This is a genomic window from Clostridium sp. ATCC 25772 (genome assembly GCF_001573875.1).
GTDB classification, from domain to species: Bacteria; Bacillota; Clostridia; order Clostridiales; family Clostridiaceae; genus Clostridium_J; species Clostridium_J senegalense.
Window position 1 is genome coordinate 1 of record NZ_LFRG01000031.1, and the last position, 23,341, is coordinate 23,341.

The window sequence follows — 23,341 nt, forward strand, 5'->3', positions numbered from 1 at the left end:
AATTTACGTATATTAAGTATTTGTAGAAAGATTTTTATTATTCAGTATAATTTTAGCTATCAACTTGGAACCCTATATAGGGTTCCAAGTTGACTTTTAATTAATTAATAATATGTCCTCAAGTCTATAGGTATACAAACATGTACGCAAAGCTATGACCGTTATTCCACTAATTTTTTTTAAATTTATTGCTATAGGGTTCCAAGTTGACTTTTAAAATTACCCATTCCAAAACTTGGATATCCCAAATAGTGAGACATGCTCTGAATCGCTTAGAATTCAACACTACATTTTGCATGAAAATATTTTAAGGTTATTGAATAAATTTAAATTGGAGCTTGTTTCCCTATACAGGGTTCCAAGTTGACTTTTAAAATTATCCATTCCAAAACTTGGATACCCCAAATAGTGAGACATGCTCCGAATCACTTAGAATTCAACACTACATTTTGTATGAAAATATTTTAAAGTTATTGAATAAATTTAAATTCGAGCTTGTTTCCCTATACATTTCATAATAAAGAATTTAAATAAGCTATCCATTGAAAATTCATTTAGACACTCTCATATATCTTTTCATTATTACTTTTTTAGCGCTATAATTTTTTAGGCTTAACTTTACGTCCATGCTTGAAATACTACACTACTAAACTAATTTTAATTTACCATTTTCTAATTATTTAAGCTTCTTTTACCTCATATTTTGCACTTTTATAAACTATAGGTTTTTTACTAGCATCATTATCTTCAAATTGAATAACCTCTATTTTATGAGTTCCTTTAACTAGATTCTCATCAGTAAGATTTAAAGAAACTTTACTTTCTCCGAAATTTCCTTTTTCAACTAACTTTTCATCTATAAATATATAGCTTGTTTTTTTCTCATCAAAATTAGAAGTTGTTAAATCTATTTGCATTATTTTAACATCTGCTTGCGTATGTACTATAGGTATTAATCCTGTTTCACCATTTCCATCTGGTGTTGATACTATAATAGTTCCTTCTCCCAACTCTTCTTTAAAATCTTTAGGGTAAGTAACTATTTCATCTTTAACTTTTTCCTCAATCTCTTGATTTAATTCACTTTTAACAACTTTTTCATTTTTATTAGTACATCCTACTAAAGAAAAAAGCATTGAAAAAGCAATTAAAATTACGAAAATTTTACTCAAAAAAATCCCTCCTCAATAAAAATAACTATAATCTACATTTAGATTATAGTTATTTTTTACTATCTTCTTATTATTTATTCTTATTATTTAATTCTCTCATAGCTTTTCTTATTAATCTATCTTGATGTTCTTTTTCCTTTTGTTCAAGATAAATATATATCTTTGAACTCCAATCATCATAAAGTTTTTTGTCTATATCCTTTAAAAAAGATAAGAATTCTCCCAATCTATTTCTACTATGCATTCCTTTCATTAAATGTCTTGGATAACTTACTCGTTTCTTATATTGATTCTTAGGATCTATTACTTTTAATGAAAAATCTTCTTGTACATATAAATCCTTACACCTTATATCTAATCTTTTGTAGCCTAATTTTTTAAAATCTTTATAAAGATTTACTATATGTTCTGCAATTTCTCTATTTATAGGGTTTTTTCTTAAATACTTATCTAATCTTACCCCACCTACATAATCTCTTATTATGTAGTGACTACCATGTTCATATGCTTTAGGAAAGTATTTACTTTTTCGTGACTTTACTAAAGTTTCATATTCCATTTTGCAAACCTTTGTGCAATTAAATATTTTTATTATTTTATTATCTGGTAATAAATAAACAACACCATTATTACCCTTTCCTAAATACTCTGAGGCTTTTATCATTTCTTCTATTCTTCTACTCAAATAAATTGGATTATTAAAAGGTCTTGTCATAATTCCTCCAAAATACATAGCTATTAATATTATTCTATGCATCATAGTAAATAAGTAGCCTTAATTTTTATAATATTGTTTTTGTGCATAAATCTATTAATTATATTTAATAATATATAATGATTAAATATATAGAAAAGGATGTCTTATTATGAAAGTTCGTTTAGGATATGTTTCAATATCACTTAATCTACCTAAAATATCTAGTTCTAGTAATGTAACTTATAGTTATTATAATAAACTTACTACTGAATCAGAAAGACTACAAAAGCTTATAACCGTCACTAGATCCAATTTAGATGACTTATATACTATATTAAAATATAATAAAAAAAAACAAATTTCTTTTTATAGAATCACCTCCTCTTTAGTTCCACTTGCAACTCATCCTGAAGTTTTGAATTGGAATTTTAGAGAATTATTTTATGATTATTTCAATTTGATTGGAGAATATATTAAATCAAATAATTTTCGTGTGGATACTCATCCCAATGAATTTAATGTTATTAACAGTGTTAATGAGACTACAGTAAAAAACACCATAAGAAATCTTATGTTTCATGTGAATTTATTTGAAGATTTACAATATGAAAATGGTAAAATGATATTACATGTTGGTGGAAAACAAGATGGTATAGAAAAAGCCAGCATACGTTTTATTGAAAATTATAACACTATGCCTGAATCAATTAAATCAAAAGTAATACTTGAAAATGATGATAAAAGCTTTACTGCAACAGATACACTTAAAATTTGTAATAGTTTAAGTATACCTATGGTATTAGACATACATCACTTTAAATGTAATAATAATAAGGAATCTTTAATTGAAATTTTAAATGACTTTTTTAAAACATGGGAAAATCAGCCTTTTCCTGCAAAAGTCCATTATTCTAGTCCACGTAATCATAAATTGGATAGAAAACATGCAGATTATATAAATCCAATAGAATTTGTGAATTTTATAAAACTATGTAGTTACTTAGGATATGATAGCTTGGATGTTATGCTCGAAGCAAAAAATAAAGATTTAGCACTATTTAAATTAACAAAAGATATAAAAACTTTGAAACCTAATTGGAAATGGATGGATAATTCTACATTTTTAGTATAAAAAGAACCTAGATACTATAAATTAATACAATCTGGGTTCTTTATTTATATTTTATTTATTTCTTTTGTAAGTAATTAATCCAGGGCATACCTCATCACCAAGTTCTTTACCTTCATCTAATAATTCTTTTAACTCTTCAACATCATCTATATAGCTTAAGTTTTCTTCATTATCAAATACGTCTACATACTCAGTAGATTCTTCTTTTAAGTCATATGAATCATTTTCTAAATTATCATCTTCCAAATCAAAATCACTAAACTCTTCAATATCTATGTTGATTTTTTCTTTTTCATCTTCTTTATTTTCAAAGACTTCATCTATCTTTATAGCTCTAATATCATAACCTTCTAATTCTAAGCATTTTCCACAGTTATTGCAAATTTTTTTTCTATCTAATTCACATAACTCACATTCTTTACAATCATTGCACAATTTATTTTCATTAAAGATACAGTTTTTGCTCATACTTACAACCTTCTTTACTATTCTTATTTTTCCATTTAGCATTTTAATTAACTAGCACTATATTTTATCAAACTTTTTTATATAATTCAACTCTAAGCAAAAACTAATCTTTTAAATTCTATTTATTTAACTTATATATTTGATAATTTAAAATTAACGCAAAACTACTCCAAATAAGATATGGCAAAAGCAAAAAACCAGCAATTTTGTCTTTTTTATAAAATGCTATAGTTGTAAAAATAATAAATATAATCAATATAAACAATTCTATAAAAGCTAAAAATCTTAAATTAAAATAGAAAAAAATAATTGACCATAAAAGATTTAATACAAATTGAATTACAAACAATATTATTTCCTTATTTACATCATAACCCAATTTACCTAGCATTAATATTCTATAAAAAGCTAGTCCCATCATAAAATATAATATAGGCCAAACAATAGCAAAAACTGTTGGCGGTGGAGAAAAACTTGGTTTTACCAATACTTTATAAATTGCCGGTGCATTTCTTGTAACAATACTTATAATTGCAGGAAGTCCTAAAGTAAAAATCAGACTTATTATTAAAAGAAAACAGTCTTTTTTACCTTTTACTTTTAAAATAGATTTCATTTTTTACCCCCATTTAATTTATATTTATAGATATTTAAATATAGTAACTATATTATGTAATACATCTATGGTATTTATATATTTAACTTCACATATAAATATTCATTTTTTCAAATTATATATTTTTTACATAAAGCTTAATTAACTTTCTCTCCTTAAATTTTTATAAATTAATATAACTAAATTTAAAAAGCTCTTTAAACTTATCAATAATTACAGTTAATAAATAAAATCTATTATAAAAGCAACCATTATTTTCATCTTGTATTTGTTTTTATAATAGATTTTATTTATATATTTAATTTAAAAATATTTTGCAAATTAAAAGGTATTTTGGTTTTCTTTGTCTAATTATAAATATGGGTAGACAAAAATTTTATACAATGGAGGTTTATTTGCAATGAAAAAATTTTTTAACAGCTTAATTTTTAAGCTAATAGTAGCTGTAGCCATAGGTCTTTTATTAGGCTTTATGTGTTCTTCACCTACAATCGCAATAATAGTAACTATAAAAAAAATATTATCTCAAATTATTCTATTTACAATCCCATTAATTATAATTGGTTTTATTGCCCCTTCTATAGCAAGATTAAAATCTAATGCTACAAAACTTTTAGGATATGCTGTTTTAATAGCCTATCTATCCTCAGTTGGAGCAGCTGCATTTTCTGCTATTGCAGGATACACAATAATTCCACATCTCAATATTATTTCTACTACAGATGGATTACAAAAAATTCCTGAGGTGATATTTAATTTAGATATACCTCCAATTATGAGTGTTATGAGTGCACTAGCATTATCAATTCTAGTTGGACTTGCAACAGCATGGACAAAGTCTGAAACAGTAGAAAAACTTTTAGAAGAATTTCAAAATATAGTTCTTAGTATAGCTACAAAAGTTGTTATACCTATAATACCTGTTTTTATAGCAACTACTTTTGCACAGCTTGCATATGAAGGTAGTATTACAAATCACTTACCAGTTTTTATTAAAGTCATAATCATTGTATTAATTGGACACTTTATTTGGCTTACATTTCTTTATCTTATAGCTGGTGCTATTTCTAAAACTAACCCTCTTAAAGTTGTAAAAAAATATGGCCCAGCATATTTAACTGCTGTAGGTACTATGTCATCTGCTGCAACATTACCAGTAGCTCTTAAATGTGCTAAGTCTACAGAAACATTAAGAGAGGATATAACTGATTTTGCTATCCCACTATGTGCTAACATTCATTTATGTGGATCTGTTTTAACGGAAGTATTTTTTGTATTGACAGTTTCAAAAATTCTTTATGGAGACCTTCCATCTTTAGGTAGTATATCATTATTTATAATACTACTTGGAGTATTTGCAATAGGTGCACCTGGGGTTCCTGGTGGAACAGTAATGGCATCTTTAGGACTTATAACTAGTGTACTAGGTTTTAATGAAGTAGGTACTGCATTAATACTTACAATATTTGCATTACAAGATAGTTTTGGTACTGCCTGTAACATAGTTGGAGACGGCGCTATAGCTTTAATGCTCACAGGGATAGCTGAAAGAAAAAATTTCAAACCGTCTTCTATAGATGAATAGCTTTTAGATAAGTAAACTAACCTAATTTAAATATTAAAGGCTATTACTTATAGTGATATTTTATTTATCATCATAAGTGATAGTCTTTTTTTTATTTTCATAACATCACTTTATAAATATTTGTAACTTTATATCTTGTAAATTATAAAATATATTAAGGATAAAAAATTACATTATCTTTTAAAACATATTTATGGAGGTCTTTTATGAAATTTTTAGGTATATTACTTATAATAATTGCATTTATATATATTATTTATGGTTATCTTGGCCAAAATATGGTTTTAATTCACAACAGGTATACTAATCTTTCTTTCAACAATGAAGTATCCTTTTTCAAAATACAATTTTATGGATCTATAACAATTTTTATTCTAAATATCATTCTAGGTGTAACACTAATTAAAAAATTTCTACCTTGGTATTCTATACTGTTATGTCCTTTAATAATATATGGAATAAATTTTATTTTAATGTATTATTGTAAATATAAAAAATATATTTATTTTTAAAAAGTAAAGTGCCTTAAAACTTTTTAAGGCACTTTACTTTTTTATATTAACTCTTTTCCTATCTTATATATTTCTTCTAGTGCTAAAGTGTTATCTTTCACTGGTACATTCTCATCAGTGCATACACCATAAACTCCTAAAAGCTCTATTCCTACATAATCAAATATATCTTTAAACATTTTTTCTGTAAGCTCTGGTCCAGAGTTTGGCATTGCCCCTCCATATGTCATAAGAAGATATGCCTTTTTTCCTTTCCTATCTTTTTCCTCCAATGCATATGTTCTATCTATAAAAGTCTTTAACTGTGCAGACATACTCCACCAATAAATAGGGGTTGCAAAAACTAAAATATCTGATTGTTTAAAAACATCATATAATTTCACCATATCATCCTTTTGAATACATTCACCTTCTCTTTTACAATAGTTGCACGCCATACAAGGTGATATTTTATATTCCTGCAAGAATATATTTTCTATAGTTACCTTATGGTTATCACTAACTCCTTTCAAAAATTTATTTAACAATATAGCTGTGTTTCCACTTTTATGTGGACTTCCCATAAATGCTCCAATTTTCATAAATAAAATCCTCCAATACAAAAATAATATATAAAAATTAATATTTATCTACATTTAAATCTTCTTTTAATTTTTTCACCTTTTTCTTTGTATTTATCTCTAACTTATCTATAAATCTGTTAGTAAATGGCACATATTTTTTTATTTCCTTTACATACTCTTTTGAAAAATACTTTCTATTTTTAACTATAGCAAAAAATATCATCATTAAGCAATTAGTCTTTATGATGTATTTTAATTCATCTTCCTTTTCACAGTTAAAGCACTCACTTGCATCTAAAAACTCACATGTAAAGTTTATCAGCTTATTTACTATCAAATCTAATGGATATTTCCCAGCTATTTGGCTTATTATTGTCATATGATTATTTTTTAAGTCTTCTTCTATATCTTGAATATCATCGCAAAGCTGAAGCAAAAATCCGTAACCATATACAAACTCTTCTTGTGATTCATTTAAAGCTCCATTTATAAGATATCCATCTGCAAGTACAGAAGCCCCTCCTTTTTCTATAGATATTCCTAGAATATCATTTTCATAAGGTATACTTTTTTCACTTTGATTTATCAATCCATGTTGTTGTGCATTAAGAATTATAACAAGAGATTCATAAACTTTTTCATTATCTTCTCTTTTAAATACCTTTTCAATTTCTTCTATCAATTTATAAACTTTATTTTCATGATCACAATTTCCATTAAGTTTTTCCCCTTCCAATCTTTTTAAAAATCTTTTATTAAAATCAGATTTTTCCTCAATTGAAATTGAAGGGTTATCCAAATAATTATCAGTATAAGGGTATAACATACTATAACCAAATATAGCTTTTGTAAACTGAACGTTATACCCAAAGGCCTTTTGAAGTATATTTACTATCCATAAATTGCGCATAGCTTGCCCTATATCTTCAAAAGTTAATTTATCATCAAAACTTTTACAATTTTCGATAAAAAATTTTGTACTTTCAAAAAACTTTTCATCAATATGATTTTCAATATATTTAGCATTATAAAAATCTACTTTACTTAAAAAATCCTTTATATTCTTCGTACATCTATTTTTCAAATTAAACTTTTCCTCATCATCTTTTGGATGTTCCATTATATTATTTAAAAAAGCATCTAAAAATAGATTGAATTCTTTTTCATTTCGCTTTTTATCAAAATAATCAACATAATCTATATCTAAACATAAATTGCAATTACTTTTCCACCATAGTTCTTTATAAAATAAGTTTAAATCCTTTGCTCTATTGTAAAGGCACATAATTAAGCGGCACCATCCCTTCTATACATAATCAAATTATATAATATATAGCTTCCTTAATCAAAATTATCCATTTTAACCATTAAATTAAGTTAATAAATTTATAAATATAACACAAGATATTATCATAACTATAAAATCTATAATAATCAATTTAAGTATATTGCAAAAGGAGGTGTTTTTATGCCAAAAGATAGTCAACCAGACAATAAAGAAGCTAGAATGAGAAAATGTAATTATCAAACACCTATAACTAGCGAAGAAGGTAAAAATAATAATAGAACAGCAAAAAAACATTCTATTAAAAGACAGGGTTTTCAAAGTGATCATATAAACTAAAAAACTATAAATTACCCCCTTGTATCAAGCTATACGCAAATTTCTTAATTTTAAATATAACATAGCTCAGTTAGCATAAATAAAAATAATCCGTATTTTATACGGATTATTTTTATTTCATAATAAATTTTATAATCTTACATAGTGACAAGATAGGAATCTTATAAATTCTTTAATTAATATTTAAAATTAATATACAAGCTAATCTTTAATTTATATTCACATAGTTTACTTTTTCTTTTAAATACTTAATTTTAATTATGTAAACTAAATTGGTGTACTTACTATAGGATTTTAAGTTGACTCTAAAGTTTATTCATTTAAAAACTTTGATACCCCAAATAGATAGACATGCTCCGAATCATTTAGAATTCAACACTACATTTTGCACAAAAATATTTTAAAGTTATTGAATAAATTTAAATTTGAGCTTGTTTCCCTATATAAGGTTCCAAGTTGACTTTTAAAATTATCCATTCCAAAACTTGGATACCTAAAATAGTGAGACATGCTCAGAATCACTTAGAATTTAACACTGCATCTTGTATGAAAATATTTTAAGGTTATTGAATAAATTTAAGTTGGAGCTTGTTTCCCTATAGCACACATTATAAAATGATAAAAACAGTATTAATACTGTTTTTATCATTTTTAACAAACTATATTTAAATTTCTTCTATAAACTCTTTATCTATATATTTTATAAATCTACTTGGAATAGATATATTACTTGAAGGGCTTGTTAAATACAACATTTTTTTAGCTCTTGTCATTGCTACATAAAATATTCTTTTTTCCTCTTCAAAATATTTTTCTTTTATTGATTGATATGATGGAAAATTTGGCTCATATAACCCACTTAAAAACACATATTCAAATTCTAAACCCTTTGCTTGATGAACTGTTATTATAGGTATTCTTTTCCCCTTTGTCATAAGTCTTTCCATTTCTCCATTTGATAATGATGTGATTTGAAGAAAGTCCATTAATGAATCCCTATGGTTTTTTTCCTTGTTATCTAGTTCTTTTGCTATTAAATAAAATTCTCTTAAGTTATTTATTCTATTAGGTTCATTTATATATATTTCTTTTATTCTAAAATCATTTACCACAAGTGCTACAATATCTTGCGGTCTTAAACCTTCTGATTTTTTTATAAAATCAATTAACTTTATACTTATTTTTTCAAAACTTTTTAAATGCTTTAGTATTAAAGATTGTCTTTTTAAAGTTGTAGGAAGAATCTTATCATAAATTCCCTTTACTAAAAGTTCCCCAGTTGCTAATATATCATCCATAGCATTATGACTTGGTTTGTGGTTAGTATTAAATGCTTTACTTAATGTTTCCAGCTTATGATTACACATATTAGGATAAAACCTTCTATATATGTCTAACGTATCATAAACGCCTATAAACTCTGCCTCATCTAATTTATTTCTTGAAAGTTCACTAGCTAATATGCTTATATCAAATTGAACATTATGTCCAACTATTACAGCTCCTCTAGAAAACTCTAAAAACTCTTTTAATACTTCTATTTTATCATTCCCATGGTTTTCTAAATATTCATCACTAAATCCATGAATATACTCTGAATCTTTCACAGATTTATTATTTTTTAAAAACCTTTCAAATACTTCTATAGCTTCCCCTTTATTATTTATTCTTATTGCAGCTATTTGTATTATTTCATCTTCTGTTGTATCCACACCAGTACTTTCTACATCAAACACTATTACATTATTTTTTTCTAGTTCACTATGTAAAAAACCAAACTTATCACCATATTTGAAGGTATTTAAATCTATAAAATCCGATAAACTTATTCCTACTTCTTTATATTCTTTAGATTGTATTTCATTTAAAGTTCTCTCACCTACACCTGTTTTTAGCCTTCTTAATATTCTTGATAAGCTATTACTATCATTTTTATTAACTATCAATTTCATAAATGCTAATATATCTTTTATTTCCTGTCTTCTAAAAAATTTGAATTGATCTATAAGTATAAATTTCACTTCATTTTTCTCTTTCAATGAAGCCATGGCTAATTCTTGACTTAACTCTATATTGTATTTATTACTTCTTGTTAAAACACAAATTTTAGAAGGACACTCTTTATTTATTTTTTTTATTTCATTAAATATCCATATTGCTTCTTCTTTTATATTTTCAGTTTTTAAATATTTTATTTTTTCTCCAAGATCCTTCGAATAAGCCTTAACATCACCAATATTAAAATTATCAGTTTTATCCTTAAATGCATTTTTTAAATAATTACAAGATGCATTAGTTAATACTTTTGTTGATCTATAATTCTTATCAAAATTAATTTTTAAAGGATTATACTTTCTTAAATATCTTTCAAATATATTTTCTGGCGTAGATCCTCTCCACTCATAAATTGTTTGAAAACTATCTCCACAAAGCAATATATTATTTTTATTAAATATCTTCTCTATGATGCTATATTCTAAAACACTTGTATCTTGAATTTCATCTATGTTTATATATTTAAACTTTTCACATAACCTTTCAACTACTTTAGGCTGATTAAATAATTCCTTTGCCTTAACTATAAGGTCTGTAAAATCCAATCCATGATTACCATATAAAATCCTATTATATGCTTCTACCATATCTTGTCCATGCTCTAAGAGCTTATCATATATGCTTTGAGAAAATTTATATTTTTCCACCGAAACTCTTTTTAATTTATAAGGCTCTTCAGTTTTTAATATGGATATAACATTTTTATAATCCTCTATAGAGTTTTCACTATAAATGTTATATACTGCCCTATGCTCCTTTACTAAATTTATAAAGTTTTGAAGGGATTGTATTGGATGATTGAAGTAATTTACTTTCTTTATAATTTCTTCACAGTCATTTTCATCATATATTGTAAAATCCGTAAATATATCAGTTCTTTTTTTAGCTTCACTCTTTACAATATCAAAGCAAAAGCTATGAAAAGTTCTTACAGTAATATTCTCTCCACAACTCCCCATATTTTCAAGTATTCTATCCTTCATCTCTTTACACGCTTTATTTGTAAAGGTAATGCATAAAATTTCTTTTGCTGTAGCTTTTTCCTTTTTTATTATATTTGAAATTCTATATGATAATGTATTAGTTTTCCCTGTACCTGCACCAGCTAAAAGTAATATATTTTTATCTAATGTTTCAATAACTAATTTTTGTTTTTCATTAAATTTATTTTCACTCATAAAATACTCCCTAATTAAATTTTTTAATAGTTTTATTGTAACAGAAAAGTGCCTAACTTTTCATTAAATAAAAAATTGATTTTTTATGTTAATTATTTATTTTCAACTTGAATATCTATAAGGTATAATTTATAATTCTCTATTAGTTCTATTAAAACATCAGCATAAATTTTTTCACCATTATAATTTTCTACAGTACTGTAGCCGGCATTTTCTAATGATAAACATTGATTTCTATAATTTTTTTCTTTAAAAAATCCATGGTCTTTATATCTTTCATTTTCATTTAAAAATGTACCATGATCTTCAATAGATTGATTTTTATTTTTATATTTTCTAAAGGCCCCATCTATTACCATATTGTAAAATTCTTTAGTCTTAAAGGTAACAGTTTCACCTTTATACTTACCGTCTGCTTTTATTCCAAATAAGTTATTTCCAGCAATAGCAAGTTCTGATTTTCCCCAATCAGACTCTATTATTGCTTGTGCTATTGTTACTGATGGCATTATGTTATATTTTTCGTAATTAGATATTGCACCTTCCAAAATTTCATCTATAAAGCTTATCTGATAAGCCTCTCCCTTTATATCTTTAGGTAGATTGATTTTACAATTCTTAATATCTTCTATGTATTTATAAACTCTTCTTTTTTCTTTAGCTGTGAAGTTTAACTTTTTTAATACTTCTTCTAATGAAAAAATCTCGTTAGTTGATGTTTTTATAAATGTTTTTGCTATATGTTCTATATCTTCATTTTTTATATTTAAAAATGAATTATTATTTTCAACAACAGCTATAGCGGCTATTTCTTTCCAATTTAAGTTAAATTTATTGTCACATACTTCCTTTGTTATTTCTATGTATCTTAAAGTATCTAACCCATCTATTTTAATACTTTTTTTTATTCCAAATCTATAAGATGTTTCAAAAACTAAAACCATAATTATAAATAATATAATAGACCCTACTATAATGGATACACGTTTCATCCATTCCCCTACTTTCTAGTAAAATTTCAACTTATTGCATTATAATTATCGTTTAAATTTATCTAAAACTTGAATACTTAATATATTCTTTGTTTATTATGTTTTCTTATGAACTTATAACATACTAAAGCCATTAAAACTCCTAATACAAATACATATAATAAAATTACATATAAAAATTGATTTTGAACATAAACAATAGACATAGTAGTTCCACTTTTTATCTCATTAAGTTTATAGTTCCATTTTGCTACATCATTGTCTATAGTCATTGCATTGGACTCTACTATTTTTCCAGGAACCTTCATCTGATTCTCATAATTAATATCTTTAATAAAGTTAATCAGTGATGGTGTTATAACTTTATATTGTTTATCCGTAGCATGAGATATTATTTCCTTTAGAATGTCTTTATTAACTTTTATATCTAAATACACCCTGTTTTTTAGTATTCCTGGCTTTATACTTTTGTGAATGCTTATGTATTTTGTTAAATCTTCCTTACTAACTGTTTTAAAGTCATATAAACTATATTTATATTCAATCACTTCCATATTATCTTCTTCATATTTTTTAATTTTGAACCCCTCTTCTTCTCCTCTTATATTCTTTTCTAATATTGGGTTTAAGACCTTTCCTGAAATGCTATCATATTTCATTTTTCCCATAACATATCCACTACCGTCTTTATTTATTTCTGTTATAGTTGTTAAATTAATCTTGCCACATCCAACTAACATCATAGATATTGTAATATATACTAAGATTAAAAACTTATTTTTTTTCATTTTCTCTCCTTTCTTTTATATAAAGTTCAAAGTTGACTTTTAAAAATATTTATCCAAACAAAATTATTTTTTGCATTTTTGAATTACTATATCTTATTATAATTAAAATTTCAAATAAGTTACCCATTAAAAATTAGATATATAAATTAAATTTTTAAATTATATATAATAAACAAAAGGCTAGTAAGTTAATTTTATCACTTACTAGCCTTTTCTATTAGTTAAAACTTATGTAATTCTAAATCAATATTATGTAAAATAACTATTTAAATATTCCAAAGGGTTTTCCAACTGGTAATACGATTTTTCCAAAGTGAGTGTTTAATACTGCTGCTGCACTACCATAAAATGATACTATAGCTATTCCAAGTTCTGCATATGCTGCCATCATATGTGCAGGTTCAGCTATAATTCCAAATGAACTTAAAGTTAACCCTAGGAATAGGAAATCTATAAAGAAAAATATTGTAAACAAAACTTTATGTGTTTCCATCGCTCCTACTGTCATATATATTGTAAATATTAAATATGCTAAAAAAGCGAATCCTAATTGTTTTGGATCTGCTTTTGATGCAAGAGCTTCTCCAAACACACCATTTTGAATTAACCAAGTAAGCCCCATAGAATACCAAAAGAATGCATAGGCTCCAAAAGCTGTTGCTCCAAAAGTATTATTATGTTTAAAATCATTTATTGATGCAACCAATTGAGCAGATGCACCTAAAAATATTGCCCATGGTAAAACAAAAGATACATCTTGTGTTAACCCAAGTTTTTGTGAAGATGCTACTAATGTTATTACAGCAAGTCCAAACAATCCTAAAGCTGAAGGATCTGCTGTTACGATTTGTACTTTATTATTACTCATAAGTCCCTCCATATTAAATATAATTTCGCGCTATATTATAATTCCATTAAAATTTTATATAAATTTACAAACGCCTATTTAGATTATTATATTTAATAAATAAAGTCAACATATTTTTTGTCTCTATTTGTTAACTATATATTAATTTTGTATCTTTTTTCTTATGTCGAATATTGTAATTTTATCTTATTTTTTCTATAATAAATATATAATAAATATATTTATTATAGAAATCTTTTATTTACAAAGGAGAAAATTTTGGCTACTATACTAAAAAAGAAAAATCGATTAAAGAGGCATAGACTTATACATTATTTTAATATTATATTTAATATTATTTTTATATATCTGTTTTTATATTTAGGTACTAATATACACTTTTTATTATATTTATTAATTTTTCCATCTACATTTTTTATTTATATTTTAAATAAGAAAATAAAAAAATTAAACTCTGGTATTAAAGGTGAAGATACAACTTTACAAGTACTAAAAAAACTTAAAAGCAGTTATACTGTTTTATCAGATTTAAAAATAAAGTCAGACCATAATTCTGCGCAAATTGATACTATAGTCATTGGTAAAAATGGTGTTTTTATAATAGAAACTAAAAATATTTTTGGATTTATTTGTGGAAATGGAAATGATAAAACTATTTCCATTTCTAATAAATATTATAGTAATGGAAAAACTAACTTTAAGATGTACAATCCGTGCAGACAAGTTAAAACTCATATAAAAAAGATAAACAAAATCTTAAAAAATCTTAATGTTGATTGTAATGTAGATGGTATTATCTATTTTACTAATCCAAATGCTAACGTAATTTTTAAGAGTACTCCTTTAAAAATCTTTTTACATAAGACAAGCGGTGGTTATGACATGCTTAACTATATATCTAATTCTAATAAAGGTAAAAATTTGACTAAAAAAGAGCAGAGTCTAGTAATTAATGTATTAAAAAAATATTTATAATTATAAACAAAAATACCCAATAGGTAGACTTTTTTTATATTGTCTACTCTATAGGGTACATTTTGCTAAGCCAAGGTTATTTTTTTATAATTAAACAGTTATTTGAGCACTTTCTCCTAAAAGTTCCTTATTTTCTTTTAATATTGGTTTTACATATTCCTCTACAAAGTCTATTACCTGACCTGGCGCTCTTCCAACAAAGTTTTTAGGACTTATAATAGCTTCTATTTCTTTTTTTGTTAATCCAAAATTATCATCATTTATTATTCTTTCAATTAAATCATTATTTAATCCATCTTCTTTTACTCTTCTTGCTGCATCCATAGAGTGAATTCTTATTCTTTCATGAAGCTCTTGTCTATCCTTTCCTCTTTTTACAGCTTCCATTAATATATTTTCTGTAGCCATAAATGGTAATTCACTGTTGACATGTGCTTCTATAACTTTTGGATAAACAACCATATTCTCAGTTACATTTAAATACAAGTTTAAAACACCGTCTAATGCTAAGAATGCTTCAGATACGGCAATTCTTTTGTTGGCTGAATCATCTAAAGTTCTCTCAAACCATTGAGTTCCTGCTGTTATAGCAGGATTTAAAGAATTTACTATTATGTATCTTGAAAGAGCTCCAATTCTTTCACTTCTCATAGGATTTCTTTTATATGCCATAGCTGATGAACCTATTTGATTTTTTTCAAAAGGCTCCTCCATTTCTTTCATGCTCTGAAGTATTCTTAAATCATTACTAAATTTATAAGCACTTTGTGCTATTTCAGATAAAGTGTTTAATATTATAGAATCAAGTTTTCTTGAGTATGTTTGACCTGTTACTGGATAAGATTTCTTAAAACCCATATCTGCACATACCATTTTATCAAGTTCTTTTACTTTTGATTCATCATTATTAAATAATGCCATAAAGCTTGCTTGGGTTCCAGTTGTTCCTTTCACGCCCCTAAATTTCATTGTTTCTATAACAAATTCTAAATTTTCAAGATCCATAACAAGCTCATTAGCCCATAGTGTAGCTCTTTTTCCTACTGTCGTTAGTTGTGCAGGTTGAAGATGTGTAAATCCAAGAGTAGGAATATCTTTATGTTTCATAGCAAAATTTGATAAATTATTTATTATATTTATAACTTTTTTCTTTACTAAATTTAAAGCCTCTCTCATAACTATAAGGTCTGTATTATCTCCGACATAACAACTAGTAGCCCCTAAATGAATTATTCCTTTTGCACTTGGTGCCACTAATCCATATGCATAAACGTGGCTCATTACATCATGTCTAATCTCTTTTTCTTTTTTTTCTGCAATATCAAAATCTATGTTATCTATATTACTTTCAAGTTCTTTTATTTGCTCATCTGTTATATTAAGGCCTAGTTCTTTTTCAGCTTTAGCTAAAGCAACCCAAAGCTTTCTCCAAGTTTTAAATTTCATTTCATCTGAAAATATAAAAGACATTTCCTTTGAAGAATATCTCTTATTAAATGGTGAATTATATAAATTTCTCATAGCTTCCTCCGTATATTTCAAAAAATTTTTACATTATATTTCATATTATAGCATATTATTTTTCAAAAAGTAATATATTTATTCGTTTTTTTAAAGTTCTAATATTAACTTTGCACTCATATATTTAATTAGAAATATATAATATATCATTGGGGGGAATAATATGTATCACTTTAATTTATTAGACAAAATCTCTTTAATCTTACTTATAATTGGTGGACTTAATTGGGGATTAATAGGTTTACTTAATTTCAACCTTGTTACAACAATTTTTTCAGTTTTTCCTGAAAGTTTAAGCATAGTTTTATCTAGGTTAGTGTACATTTTAGTTGGACTAGCTGCCGTTAATTTAATAAGATTAACCATAACATGCATTAAAGGTAAAAATTAACATAACAAATAATGAAGTCTAAACATATTATGTTTAGACTTCATTATTTTATACTAATTTCAATTTTTTTTAAAGGCAAATTATAATTTTTTATTTATTTAAATATAACTATATAGGTAAACAATCTCCTATTTAAATTTATTCAATAGGTTTAAAATATTTTTACTACATATTACTTACTAAATTTCTTATCCACTTTTTAGATTTAAATCTTGGGAACGCTAACATTACCTTTAAAATTTCCTGTATATATACTACTGATACAACTAAATATATTGGTAATTTTAAAACATGCGCACATACTATAGCAACAGGTATTCCAACTATCCAAACTCCACTCATCTCTAATATAAATGAATATTTTACATCTCCTCCACTTCTTAAGATTCCTACTATGAATATGCTTGTAAGCATTCTAAACGGTGTTATAAAACTAAACACACGTAATATAATTTTAGTGTCATGTAAAACTTGTGGTGAAACATTATACATCTCTACTATTGGCGTAGTTGCTAAAAATAATAGTGTACCAGTTATACAACCAATAACAAATGTAATCTTTACAAACCGATTTCCATATACTTGAGCATTTTCTTCCCTACCAGCACCAATTTCATTTCCTATCATAACTGCGCATGCATTAGCTAGTCCAAACCCAGCTACTATAAATATATTTTGTATAGTACTTGCTATCTGATATGTTGCAACAGCCTCAGTTCCTATCCTTGCATATATTACTGAATACATAGTCATTCCTAAGGACCAACAAAGTTCATTAATAACAACTGGGTACATTGTTTTTACAACTCCAAAAAAGAATTTTTTATTAAAATCAAAGAATTCTTTTATTTTTCCAACTAATGGACCTTTTCTTTTATATATTACAATTATTATAAGTGCCATTTCTATTATTCTTGCAATAAGCGTAGCAATAGCTGCCCCTTCAACTCCCAAAGTTGGAAAACCTAATGCTCCAAATATAAGAATATAATTAAATACTGTATTACACAAAAGAGCAATAGCACTTGTTATCATAGGTAATTTAGCCTGTCCTATACCTCTGCAAGAAAAAGCAAAAGCATAACTTATAGCTGTTATTACATAACTCCATCCTACTATTTTCAAATAATCTGCACCTAATTTTATTACTAATGGATCTTTGGTAAAAAATCGCATTACAAACTCTGGAGCAAAAAAAGCTAATACATTAAATACTAATCCTCCAGCACATCCTAAAATTAAGCAAATCCCTAATATTTTTCTTATATTACTTTTATCATTTTTCCCCCAAAACTGAGCAGTAAATATTGAACATCCACTATTAACTCCAAAAATAAATAGTGAGAATAAAAAATAGAACTGATTTGCAAGACCAACTGCAGCAATTTGTGTTTCCCCCAATTTACCTATCATTATAGTATCTACCATGTTTAATGATGATGATATTAAATTTTGAATCATTACTGGAATAGCTATTGCAAACATTTTCTTATAAAATCTTTTATCACGTAAAACTCCCTTTTCCATATTCCTCCTTAACCTATTTTTTATATTTTTTCTACATTATGAATATTATCATATTTTTTTATTTTCAACTATATATTTAAAAAATATTATTTATTTAGCAAAATACACATAAAAAAGCTGTCTCTAAATAGAAAATAAATTCTATTTAAAGGCAGCTAATACTAAAATAAATTTTAGTTATATATTTTAATTATATATTATTGTAATTTACTTAATTCTACAGCTAAATCAGCACCAAGTTTAGCATTGTTGTAAACAAGTTCTATATTAGCTTCTAAACTTTGTCCTTTAGTTATTTCTTTTACTTTTGAAAGTAAGAAAGGTGTTGATTCTTTGCCTTTTATACCTTTTTCTTCTGCTTCTTTTACTGCATTATTTATAGCATTCGTTATCATGTCATAATCCATTGCATATTCTTCTGGAATTGGATTTGCAACAACAACTCCACCTTTTAAACTTAAATCCCATTTTGCTTTTAATGCAACAGCTAATTCTTTCGCATCTTCAACTTTATAATCTACTTTAAATCCTGATTTCACAGTATAGAACGCTGGTAATTCCTCTGTTTTATACCCAATAACTGGAACTCCTTTAGTTTCTAAGTATTCTAAAGTTAATCCTATATCTAGTATAGATTTTGCGCCTGCACAAACTACAGCAACATTTGTATTTCCTAATTCTTCAAGGTCTGCTGATATATCAAAAGTTTCTTGAGCTCCTCTATGAACTCCTCCAATTCCACCTGTTGCAAATACTTTTATACCTGCAAGATTTGCTATTATCATAGTAGACGCAACAGTTGTTGCCCCATCAAGCTTCTTACCAACTATAAAAGGTATATCTCTTCTACTTGTTTTTATAACATTAGGTGCTTTTCCTAAATATTCAACTTCATCTTTAGTTAATCCAACTTTTAATTTCCCACCTAATATAGCTATAGTTGCTGGAACTGCTCCATTTTCTCTTATTATTTGTTCTACTTTTAAAGCCATCTCTACATTTTTAGGATACGGCATGCCATGAGAAATTATAGTAGATTCTAGTGCAACTACTGGCTTTCCTTCTTCTAGGGCTTTTTTAACATCTTCATTTATTTCTAAATATTTTTCTAACATAAAATTACACTCCTTTTAAATAAACCTTTTCATTTATAAATTAATTATAATTTTTATCTTTTTTTATTTTGTTCAACTAATAAATTAACATCCTCTGCATTTATATTTGGATTTATAGTATTTTCATGACTTAACGCCATTGCAGAACATGCCATTGAAAAATTTATAGTATCTTCCACTGAATAATCTCTAAGATATGAATAAACTAAACCAGATACAAAAGCATCCCCTGCTCCATTAGCATTTTTAACTTCAACTTTATTTGGTTTAATAATTTTTTCATTACCCTCTTGGTCATTATAGTAAGTTCCTTCTTCTCCTAAAGATATAAAAACTCTTTCAACACCTTTATTTAAGAAAAACTCACTCACTTTTGTTAGGTCTTCTTTATTTTTAATTTCTATTCCTGACAAAATTTCAGCTTCATACCTATTAGGTTTTATTGTATGAAACTTTCCTATTATGTCTTTAACTTTTTTACTTTTTTCTGTAGATACTGTATCTAAAAAGAATTTAGTATCTTTAAAATTATTTACAATATACTCTATAACTTCTTTAGGTATATTTGTATCTATAATAGCTACTTTAGAAGACTCTATTATATTTTTCTTTTGTTTAATAAAGTCTATAGACATATTATCTAATATCTCCATTTCAGATATAGCAACATGCATATCATTTTTAGAATCTAAGATAGACATATATACAGATGAATTATATCCTTTAAGCATCAAACTATTTTCTAAATCTATACCTAAATCTCTACATTCATTTAGTATTTTTGTCCCATAAAGATCATCACCTATAGTAGTTATAAGTTTTGTATTAATTCCAAGTCTTACTAAATTTTCAGCAATGTTTCTTCCAACTCCACCTAATGACATTTTTATTTTTCCTATATTGGAATCCCTATATATTAAATTTTTCTTGGCTATTCCTAAAATATCTACATTAGCTCCTCCTATCACAACAACAAAATCTTCATCATTTACAATGTAACCCTTACCTTTTATATAACCTTTCTTTATTAGATTAGTTATATGTACAGCTACGGAAGATCTTGTTATTCCTAATACATCACTTAACTGATTTTGAGATATCAAAGGATTCTTTTTTATTAAGTTTAATATTTCTTCTTCTCTTTTTGTCATCTTTTCACCTACATATCTGCTTACTTTATAAGCATTTGTTTAGCTTGTTTAAATAATATCACGTTTTTTTTATAAATGCAACTAAAAAATATCTATTTTTTATTTTCTTTATATACTTAAAATTTGCTTTTTTAAATATTTATATTCTATTTTATTAATTAGTCCTATATGTTAAATTTATTATTGTTTTAAACATAAATTTTTATCTTATGTAAAACATATTCTTTAATTTCCCTTTAAATTATTCATTTTAAATTTATAATACCTAAAAAATACTTAATTTTTATAATATTATTCAAATAAAAACTTTTTAAACTTAATAGATAAATAGAATTTGAACTTTCTTCACATAATAATGTTAGAATTTTTACTTTTCATTCTACATAAATATTCATACAAATTTATTTTTTTACATTAAAAAATAATTATTTTGACAAATTTTTATTTAATAATTAGATTTATTATTTAATGTTATTTAAAATTAATATAATTTTATTAATATTTTTTTAAAATTAAAGTATATTTTTTTAGAAATCATCCTACTTTTTTACCAAATAATATATATTTTTCTCTATGATTGTTAATTTTACTACACATTTTTTTAATTTTAAAAATATTTTTTTAATTTTTCTTAAAAATATTTTTTTGAAATTATGATTAAAAATGATGCTTATAATTCAAATTAAAGACTTTTCGTATTTTTCGACATTTTTCATCTACTTTCTATATTATTCATATTTTTACCACATATTTCATAGTCTTTACACTGAATTTTAAAGACTTGGTAAGAATTTTAATGTTTTTCTTTTTTTATTTATCATGTGTTTTTCTTTTAAATTTAATAGATTTATTTTAAATATATTAAATTTTCTACTATTCTTTCTAAAAAAAAATTACTAATATTTCTTTTAAAATATTGAACATTAATTTATATAATTTATATAAATTTGTTAAATTTTTAATATTAGGTTAAATATTTTACAAATCGCACAATTTGTCTTATAATTTTAATTGTATACATACATTTAATTTATAAATGTTAATTTTTTTAACTTTCAGAATACAAAAAGGAGGATTATTTATGGGACTTTTTAGTTTCAAAGGTGGTATTCATCCACCACATGGAAAAACTCTAAGTAAAGACAAAGCAATTGAACCTTTACTACCTAAAAAAGACTTAGTATTTCCAATGAGCCAACATATCGGTGCACCTTGTGAGCCAATAGTACAAAAGGGTGATAGGGTTCTAGTTGGTCAAAAAATTGGACAGGCTACAGGTTTTGTATCCGCTCCAATTCATTCAAGTGTATCAGGTACAGTTAAAAATGTTGTACCAATGCTTCATACTAGCGGTAAAAAGATTATGTCAATTGTAATTGAAAATGATGGTTTATATGAAGAATGTGAATTCACTCCTCATGCAGACTATAAATCACTTTCAAAAGATGAACTGCTAAAAATTATAAACGAAGGTGGAATTGTAGGACTTGGAGGAGCATGTTTCCCAACTCATGTAAAGCTTTCACCAAAGCAAGAAATAGACACAATTATTATAAACGGTGCTGAATGTGAACCTTATTTAACTTGTGACTATAGATTACTGCTTGAAAAACATGCAGAAATTATAGAAGGCTTAGAAATTATTAAACATATGTTCCCTAATGCTAATATTTATATTGGTATAGAAGATAACAAAAGTGATGCAATATCAATTCTTCAATCTGCACTTGAAGAATATAAAGGTATTGAAGTAAAAAGTTTAAAAACTAAATATCCACAAGGTGCTGAAAAACAACTTATATATGCCCTTACTAAAAGAGCTGTTCCAACTGGAAAACTTCCAGCTGATGTAGGATGTATAGTTCAAAATTTAGCGACAATTTACGCTATACGTGATGTTGTTATAAACGGAAGACCTCTAACAGATAGAATTGTTACTATCACTGGTGAGGCAGTTAAAGAGCCTAAAAACTTACAAGTTAAATTTGGTACTTCATTAACTGAACTTGTAGATGCTTGTGGTGGATTCAAAGAAGATCCAGTTAAGGTTTTATCTGGTGGACCAATGATGGGAATGTCACTTATATCATTAGAAGTCCCTTCAATTAAAGGTACATCTGGAGTATTAGCACTTTTAAAAGATCAAGCAGATCTTTCTGAAGAATCTAATTGTATAAGATGTGGTAGATGTGTAACAGCATGTCCTATGTGGCTTATACCATCTAAATTAAATAGTTTAGTATTAAGAGGAGAGTTTGAAGAGTTTGAAAAAAATAGTGGACTATCTTGTATAGAATGCGGTGCTTGTTCTTATATTTGTCCTGCTAAAAGACACTTAACTCAATCTTGTCGTGAAGGAAAACGAGTAATAATGAACAATAGAAAGAAAAGTAAATAATTGAGGTGAAAAA

General features: G+C 25.6%; 20 protein-coding genes. 6 read left to right on the plus strand and 14 right to left on the minus strand.

The window, feature by feature from the left end; all coding sequences use genetic code 11:
* Positions 1 to 680: 680 nt before the first annotated feature.
* Together AZI32_RS11655 and AZI32_RS11660 are read right to left on the minus strand one after the other, a co-directional pair.
* Positions 681 to 1,172 carry a hypothetical protein gene (locus AZI32_RS11655; RefSeq protein ID WP_061996006.1) on the minus strand — a complete coding sequence of 164 codons (492 nt, stop codon included), beginning with the start codon at positions 1,170 to 1,172 and terminating at the stop codon, positions 681 to 683.
* Between the two features lie 70 nt (positions 1,173 to 1,242).
* Positions 1,243 to 1,887 (minus strand): hypothetical protein, encoded by a 645-nt coding sequence (locus AZI32_RS11660; RefSeq protein WP_061996007.1) that lies wholly within the window; start codon positions 1,885 to 1,887, stop codon positions 1,243 to 1,245.
* 151 nt (positions 1,888 to 2,038) lie between these two features.
* Between AZI32_RS11660 and uvsE the strand changes: the two genes are divergently transcribed.
* Positions 2,039 to 3,001, plus strand: a complete 963-nt coding sequence (gene uvsE / locus AZI32_RS11665; protein ID WP_061996008.1) for a UV DNA damage repair endonuclease UvsE — start codon at positions 2,039 to 2,041, stop codon at positions 2,999 to 3,001.
* A 51-nt stretch (positions 3,002 to 3,052) separates the two neighbouring features.
* On the opposite strand, the gene AZI32_RS11670 is transcribed toward uvsE, so the two are convergent.
* Both AZI32_RS11670 and AZI32_RS11675 read right to left on the minus strand, forming a co-directional pair.
* Positions 3,053 to 3,469, minus strand: a complete 417-nt coding sequence (locus AZI32_RS11670) for a hypothetical protein (protein ID WP_061996009.1) — start codon at positions 3,467 to 3,469, stop codon at positions 3,053 to 3,055.
* A 118-nt stretch (positions 3,470 to 3,587) separates the two neighbouring features.
* Positions 3,588 to 4,085, minus strand: a complete 498-nt coding sequence (locus AZI32_RS11675) for a TspO/MBR family protein (RefSeq protein ID WP_061996010.1) — start codon at positions 4,083 to 4,085, stop codon at positions 3,588 to 3,590.
* A gap of 400 nt (positions 4,086 to 4,485) precedes the next feature.
* On the opposite strand from AZI32_RS11675, the gene AZI32_RS11680 reads away from it, so the two are divergent.
* Entirely contained in the window at positions 4,486 to 5,670 is a 1,185-nt protein-coding gene (locus AZI32_RS11680; RefSeq protein WP_061996011.1) for a dicarboxylate/amino acid:cation symporter, read from the plus strand.
* Positions 5,671 to 6,223: 553 nt separating this feature from the next.
* Here the strand turns inward: AZI32_RS11680 and AZI32_RS11690 are convergent.
* Both AZI32_RS11690 and AZI32_RS11695 read right to left on the minus strand, forming a co-directional pair.
* Positions 6,224 to 6,763 carry a flavodoxin family protein gene (locus tag AZI32_RS11690; protein WP_061996013.1) on the minus strand — a complete coding sequence of 180 codons (540 nt, stop codon included), beginning with the start codon at positions 6,761 to 6,763 and terminating at the stop codon, positions 6,224 to 6,226.
* 37 nt (positions 6,764 to 6,800) lie between these two features.
* Entirely contained in the window at positions 6,801 to 8,030 is a 1,230-nt protein-coding gene (locus tag AZI32_RS11695; RefSeq protein WP_061996014.1) for a hypothetical protein, read from the minus strand.
* Positions 8,031 to 8,213: 183 nt separating this feature from the next.
* Between AZI32_RS11695 and AZI32_RS18750 the strand changes: the two genes are divergently transcribed.
* Positions 8,214 to 8,369: a hypothetical protein gene (locus tag AZI32_RS18750; protein ID WP_010296079.1), complete on the plus strand. Its 156-nt coding sequence runs from the start codon at positions 8,214 to 8,216 to the stop codon at positions 8,367 to 8,369.
* Between the two features lie 665 nt (positions 8,370 to 9,034).
* Here AZI32_RS18750 and AZI32_RS11700 read toward each other — a convergent pair.
* The 4 genes from AZI32_RS11700 to AZI32_RS11715 form a co-directional block, all read right to left on the minus strand.
* A complete protein-coding gene (locus AZI32_RS11700; protein WP_061996015.1) occupies positions 9,035 to 11,602 on the minus strand; it encodes a 3'-5' exonuclease in 2,568 nt (855 codons plus the stop codon).
* 92 nt (positions 11,603 to 11,694) lie between these two features.
* Positions 11,695 to 12,594, minus strand: a complete 900-nt coding sequence (locus AZI32_RS11705; RefSeq protein WP_061996016.1) for a glucosaminidase domain-containing protein — start codon at positions 12,592 to 12,594, stop codon at positions 11,695 to 11,697.
* Positions 12,595 to 12,671: 77 nt separating this feature from the next.
* A complete protein-coding gene (locus AZI32_RS11710) occupies positions 12,672 to 13,382 on the minus strand; it encodes a hypothetical protein (RefSeq protein ID WP_061996017.1) in 711 nt (236 codons plus the stop codon).
* A gap of 262 nt (positions 13,383 to 13,644) precedes the next feature.
* On the minus strand, positions 13,645 to 14,250 hold the full coding sequence (locus AZI32_RS11715) for a GPR1/FUN34/YaaH family transporter (RefSeq protein ID WP_061996018.1): 606 nt from the start codon (positions 14,248 to 14,250) through the stop codon (positions 13,645 to 13,647).
* A gap of 258 nt (positions 14,251 to 14,508) precedes the next feature.
* On the opposite strand from AZI32_RS11715, the gene AZI32_RS11720 reads away from it, so the two are divergent.
* Complete coding sequence (locus AZI32_RS11720) at positions 14,509 to 15,225, plus strand: nuclease-related domain-containing protein (protein WP_061996019.1); 717 nt, start codon at positions 14,509 to 14,511, stop codon at positions 15,223 to 15,225.
* Positions 15,226 to 15,315: 90 nt separating this feature from the next.
* On the opposite strand, the gene purB is transcribed toward AZI32_RS11720, so the two are convergent.
* The gene (gene purB / locus AZI32_RS11725; protein ID WP_061996020.1) at positions 15,316 to 16,746 is read right to left on the minus strand and encodes an adenylosuccinate lyase; all 1,431 of its coding nucleotides are present in this window, start codon (positions 16,744 to 16,746) and stop codon (positions 15,316 to 15,318) included.
* A 163-nt stretch (positions 16,747 to 16,909) separates the two neighbouring features.
* On the opposite strand from purB, the gene AZI32_RS11730 reads away from it, so the two are divergent.
* Entirely contained in the window at positions 16,910 to 17,137 is a 228-nt protein-coding gene (locus AZI32_RS11730; RefSeq protein WP_061996021.1) for a DUF378 domain-containing protein, read from the plus strand.
* Positions 17,138 to 17,302: 165 nt separating this feature from the next.
* Here the strand turns inward: AZI32_RS11730 and AZI32_RS11735 are convergent, their stop codons facing one another.
* The 3 genes from AZI32_RS11735 to AZI32_RS11745 all read right to left on the minus strand — a co-directional run bounded on the left by AZI32_RS11735 (position 17,303) and on the right by AZI32_RS11745 (position 20,930).
* Positions 17,303 to 18,664 (minus strand): MATE family efflux transporter, encoded by a 1,362-nt coding sequence (locus AZI32_RS11735; RefSeq protein WP_061996022.1) that lies wholly within the window; start codon positions 18,662 to 18,664, stop codon positions 17,303 to 17,305.
* A gap of 197 nt (positions 18,665 to 18,861) precedes the next feature.
* Positions 18,862 to 19,779 carry a pseudouridine-5'-phosphate glycosidase gene (locus tag AZI32_RS11740; RefSeq protein WP_061996023.1) on the minus strand — a complete coding sequence of 306 codons (918 nt, stop codon included), beginning with the start codon at positions 19,777 to 19,779 and terminating at the stop codon, positions 18,862 to 18,864.
* Between the two features lie 53 nt (positions 19,780 to 19,832).
* Positions 19,833 to 20,930 (minus strand): PfkB family carbohydrate kinase, encoded by a 1,098-nt coding sequence (locus AZI32_RS11745; RefSeq protein ID WP_061996024.1) that lies wholly within the window; start codon positions 20,928 to 20,930, stop codon positions 19,833 to 19,835.
* Between the two features lie 1,081 nt (positions 20,931 to 22,011).
* Between AZI32_RS11745 and rsxC the strand changes: the two genes are divergently transcribed.
* The gene (gene rsxC, locus AZI32_RS11750; RefSeq protein WP_061996025.1) at positions 22,012 to 23,328 is read left to right on the plus strand and encodes an electron transport complex subunit RsxC; all 1,317 of its coding nucleotides are present in this window, start codon (positions 22,012 to 22,014) and stop codon (positions 23,326 to 23,328) included.
* Positions 23,329 to 23,341: the final 13 nt, after the last annotated feature.